Origin of the sequence: Streptomyces sp. T39, assembly GCF_008042045.1 — a bacterium.
Classification (GTDB): domain Bacteria; phylum Actinomycetota; class Actinomycetes; order Streptomycetales; family Streptomycetaceae; genus Streptomyces.
Genome location: NZ_RDBP01000050.1, coordinates 186,011 through 189,622 on the forward strand (window position 1 = coordinate 186,011; position 3,612 = coordinate 189,622).

Below are 3,612 nucleotides of genomic sequence, written 5' to 3' on the forward strand. Positions count from 1 at the left end.
CAGCCCCACCGTCTCCCCCCGCACCGCCCTACCCGTGCAGACCCAAGGAAATCTCATGACGAACATGCGCCTCCGTGCCACCCGCCGCACCACACGCCGAGCCCTGCTCGCCGTGTCCGCCCTGGCACTCATGGCACCGCTCGCCGCATGCGGCGGCGGCTCCGACACCGCAGAGGGAGACGGCAAGACCCTGCGCCTGTGGCACTACGAGCAGGAGGACGGCGCCCTCAGCCGGGCCTGGGACGCAGCGATCGCCGAGTTCAAGAAGACCCACCCCGATGTGAAGGTCGTCTTCGAACGCAAGACCTTCGAGCAGATCCAGCAGAACGCGGGCATGATCCTCAACTCCGACAAGGCGCCCGACGTCATGGAGTACAACAAGGGCAACGCCACTACCGGACTGCTCGCCAAGCAGGGCCTGCTCACCGACCTGACCGCCACCGCCAAGGAACGCGGCTGGGACAAGAAGATCAGCGAGAGCGCCTCCGTCACCGCCCGCTACGACGCCAAGGGCGACATGGGCGGCGACAAGTGGTACGGCATACCGAACTACGGCGAGTTCGTCCTCACCTACTACAACGACGACCTCTTCAAGAAGCACGACGTCGCCAAGCCCACCGACCTCAAGAGCTTCGAAGCCGCCCTCGCCAAGTTCAAGGCCGCCGGCATCACCCCGCTCGCCAACGCCGGCAACGACCACCCCGCCGGCCACTGGCTCTACCTGCTCGCCGTGTCCAAGGCCAACAACACCTGGGTCGACAACTACCAGCTCTACAAGGGCAAGGTCGACTTCCACGGCCCCGAATGGACCTACGCCGTCAACACCTACCAGGACTGGCTCGACAAGGGCTACTTCGAGCAGAAGGACGTCGGCCTCAAGGGCTCCGACATGACCGAACAGTTCGTCTCCCAGAAGCGGCCCATCATGGTCGGCGGCAACTGGTGGTTCGGCAGCCTCACCAACGACATCACCGACTTCACGTGGTCCACCGGCCCCTACCCGGGCAGCGAGAAGACCCTCGGCTCCGGCGGCAACCACTGGGTCGTCCCCACCAAGGCCAAGAACAAGAAGCTCGCCGAGGACTTCATCGACATCACCATGTCCGACAAGATCCAGAAGCTGATCGGCGAGGAAGGCAACATCCCCCTGGCAGCCGAGCCGGACTCCATCAGCAACCCGCGCTCGCGCGAGCTGATCCGGGCGTTCGCCACCTACCAGGACGGCAGCGGACTCGCCTTCTACCCCGACTGGCCGGTCGCCGGCTACTACGACACCTGGCTGGGTGCCACCCAGAACCTCATGAACGGCGGCAAGCCCGACGCCGTCCTCGACGAGCTGGCAGCCCCCTACGAGAAGTACGCCGCGACCCGCCCCTGAGACGCGACCGGCCCTCGCCCCGCCGGCCCCTCACTCTTCCTCCGGGGACGGCGGCCCGCCCGCACCGGGCCGCCGTCCCGCCCACCTAGGAGCCACCGTGAAAGCCACACGTCACCCGCGGGCCACAGGCTACGCCGTCTTCCTCGCACCCGGCCTGCTCCTGAGCCTGCTCTTCCTCGTCGTCCCGCTGGTGATGACCTTCTACTACAGCCTCACCGAATGGCAGGGCATCGGCGACCCCGTCTTCACCGGCCTCGACAACTACGTCCGCCTCTTCCAGGACGCCGACTTCTGGGCCTCGTTCCGCAACATCGCCGTCGTCATCATCGGCATCGCGATCGTCCCCACCCTCCTCGGCCTCTTCCTCGCCGCCCTCATGTTCGACTACATCGGCAAGAAGCACGGCGACGGCATCGTCAGCATCTTCCGATCAGGCCTCTACCTCCCCCAGGTCATCCCCGTCGCCGTCACCGGCCTCATGTGGGGCTGGATCCTCGCCCCCGAAGGCGCCGTCAACAGCATCCTCGAGACGATCGGCCTCGCCTCCCTCACCGAGAACTGGCTCGGCGACCCCGACCTCGCCCTGTGGGTCGTCCTCGCCGTCCTCGTCTGGATGCAGCTCGGCTACCCCCTCGTCCTCTTCCTCTCCGGACTCCAGCGCATCGACCCCGAGCTCTACGAAGCAGCCGCCCTCGACGGCGCCACCTGGTGGCAGCGCTTCACCCGCATCACCGTGCCCATCCTGCGACCCGAGGTCTACGTCGTCCTGGTCACCACCACCATCGCCGGCCTGAAGGTCTTCGCCCAGATCTTCGTCCTCACCGGAGGCGGCCCCGGCAACTCCACCCTCGTCCCCGCCTACTTCGCCTACCAGAACTTCTTCGAGCGCGCCGACGTCGGATACGGATCAGCCATCTCCAGCACCATCACCCTGCTCGTGCTGATCATCGCCGGGGCGATGCTCACCCGCCAGGCCCGCGAGGACGGATGACCATGACCAKGACGACGTAGACCTCGGGTCGCAGGATGGGCACGGTGATGCGGGTGAAGCGCTGCCACCAGGTGGCGCCGTCGAGGGCGGCTGCTTCGTAGAGCTCGGGGTCGATGCGCTGGAGTCCGGAGAGGAAGAGGACGAGGGGGTAGCCGAGCTGCATCCAGACGAGGACCCACCACCCCCACGCGCCCCGGCAAGAAGCCGCACAAGCGCAGCGCCGGCTCCTACGCCGTCACCGCGGCCGTCGCCGTCTTCGTCCTCGCCTTCCTCAGCCCGTTCGTCATCATCCTGCTCAACTCCTTCAAGACGAGCGCCGACTACCGGACCAACGGCTCCCTCTCCCTGCCCACCCAGTGGAACTGGGAGATCATCGGCGACGTCTGGGAACGCGTCGACTTCAGCCAAAAACTCCTCAACAGCATCCAGATCAGCCTCGGCGTCGTCCTCATCGCCGTCCTGTTCGCCCTCTTCAACGCCTACGCCATCGGCATCGGCCGCGTCCGCTGGCGCACCGCCTTCCTCGTCTTCTTCCTCGGCGCCAACGTCCTGCCACAAGAAGGCCTGGTGTACCCCATCTACTACCTGTTCAAGGAGATGGGCCTCTACGACGGCAAACTCGGCTACACCATCCTCGTCGGCATCACGTACAGCGCCTTCGGGACCTACCTGCTCTCCTCCGTCTTCAGCAGCTTCCCCCGCGAACTCATCGAAGCCGCCTCCATGGACGGCGCCGGCCGGTGGACCATCCTGTGGCGCATCGTCCTCCCCATGAGCTGGCCCACCCTCTCCGTCATGTGCGTCTTCTTCTTCGTCTGGAGCTGGAACGAGTTCCTCTACCCCCTCGTCCTGCTCATCTCCAACGACAACCAGACCGTCCCCCTCGGCCTGTCCGTCATGCAGGGGCAATACACCAGCGACCCCACCGCCATGAGCGCCGCGGCCCTCCTCGGCATCATCCCCATGGTCGTCTTCTTCCTCATCTTCCAGCGCTCCCTGACCCGCGGCCTCACCGCCGGCGCCGTCCATGGAGGCGGCTTCGATGAGTTCGCGGGGGAAGCTGCTGAAGACGGAGGAGAGCAGGTAGGTCCCGAAGGCGCTGTACGTGATGCCGACGAGGATGGTGTAGCCGAGTTTGCCGTCGTAGAGGCCCATCTCCTTGAACAGGTAGTAGATGGGGTACACCAGGCCTTCTTGTGGCAGGACGTTGGCGCCGAGGAAGAAGACGAGGAAGGCGGTGCGC

General features: G+C 66.0%; 3 protein-coding genes and 2 pseudogenes. 3 read left to right on the forward strand and 2 right to left on the reverse strand.

From position 1 onward, the window contains the following. The first annotated feature begins 55 nt into the window (after positions 1 to 55). Together EAO77_RS31165 and EAO77_RS31170 are read left to right on the forward strand one after the other, a co-directional pair. Positions 56 to 1,378, forward strand: a complete 1,323-nt coding sequence (locus EAO77_RS31165; RefSeq protein WP_315986121.1) for an ABC transporter substrate-binding protein — start codon at positions 56 to 58, stop codon at positions 1,376 to 1,378. Positions 1,379 to 1,475: 97 nt separating this feature from the next. Further along, a complete protein-coding gene (locus EAO77_RS31170; RefSeq protein WP_222723716.1) occupies positions 1,476 to 2,369 on the forward strand; it encodes a carbohydrate ABC transporter permease in 894 nt (297 codons plus the stop codon). On the opposite strand, the gene EAO77_RS31175 is transcribed toward EAO77_RS31170, so the two are convergent. Then, positions 2,341 to 2,532, reverse strand: coding sequence for a carbohydrate ABC transporter permease (locus tag EAO77_RS31175; protein ID WP_147991676.1), 192 nt, complete (start codon positions 2,530 to 2,532; stop codon positions 2,341 to 2,343). The genes EAO77_RS31170 and EAO77_RS31175 overlap by 29 nt on opposite strands. Between EAO77_RS31175 and EAO77_RS41530 the strand changes: the two are divergent. Continuing rightward, positions 2,460 to 3,395, forward strand: a pseudogene (locus EAO77_RS41530) (carbohydrate ABC transporter permease); the annotation flags it as partial. The gene EAO77_RS31175 and the pseudogene EAO77_RS41530 sit on opposite strands and share 73 nt — an antisense overlap. On the opposite strand, the pseudogene EAO77_RS40565 reads toward EAO77_RS41530, so the two are convergent. Beyond that, positions 3,387 to 3,612 (reverse strand): annotated as a pseudogene (locus EAO77_RS40565) (carbohydrate ABC transporter permease); the annotation flags it as partial. The pseudogenes EAO77_RS41530 and EAO77_RS40565 overlap by 9 nt on opposite strands.

What these genes read in the sequence shown, in the direction of transcription:
- EAO77_RS31165 (WP_315986121.1), top strand. Translation starts at nt 56, where the DNA reads ATGACGAACATGCGCCTCCGTGCCACCCGCCGCACCACACGCCGAGCC.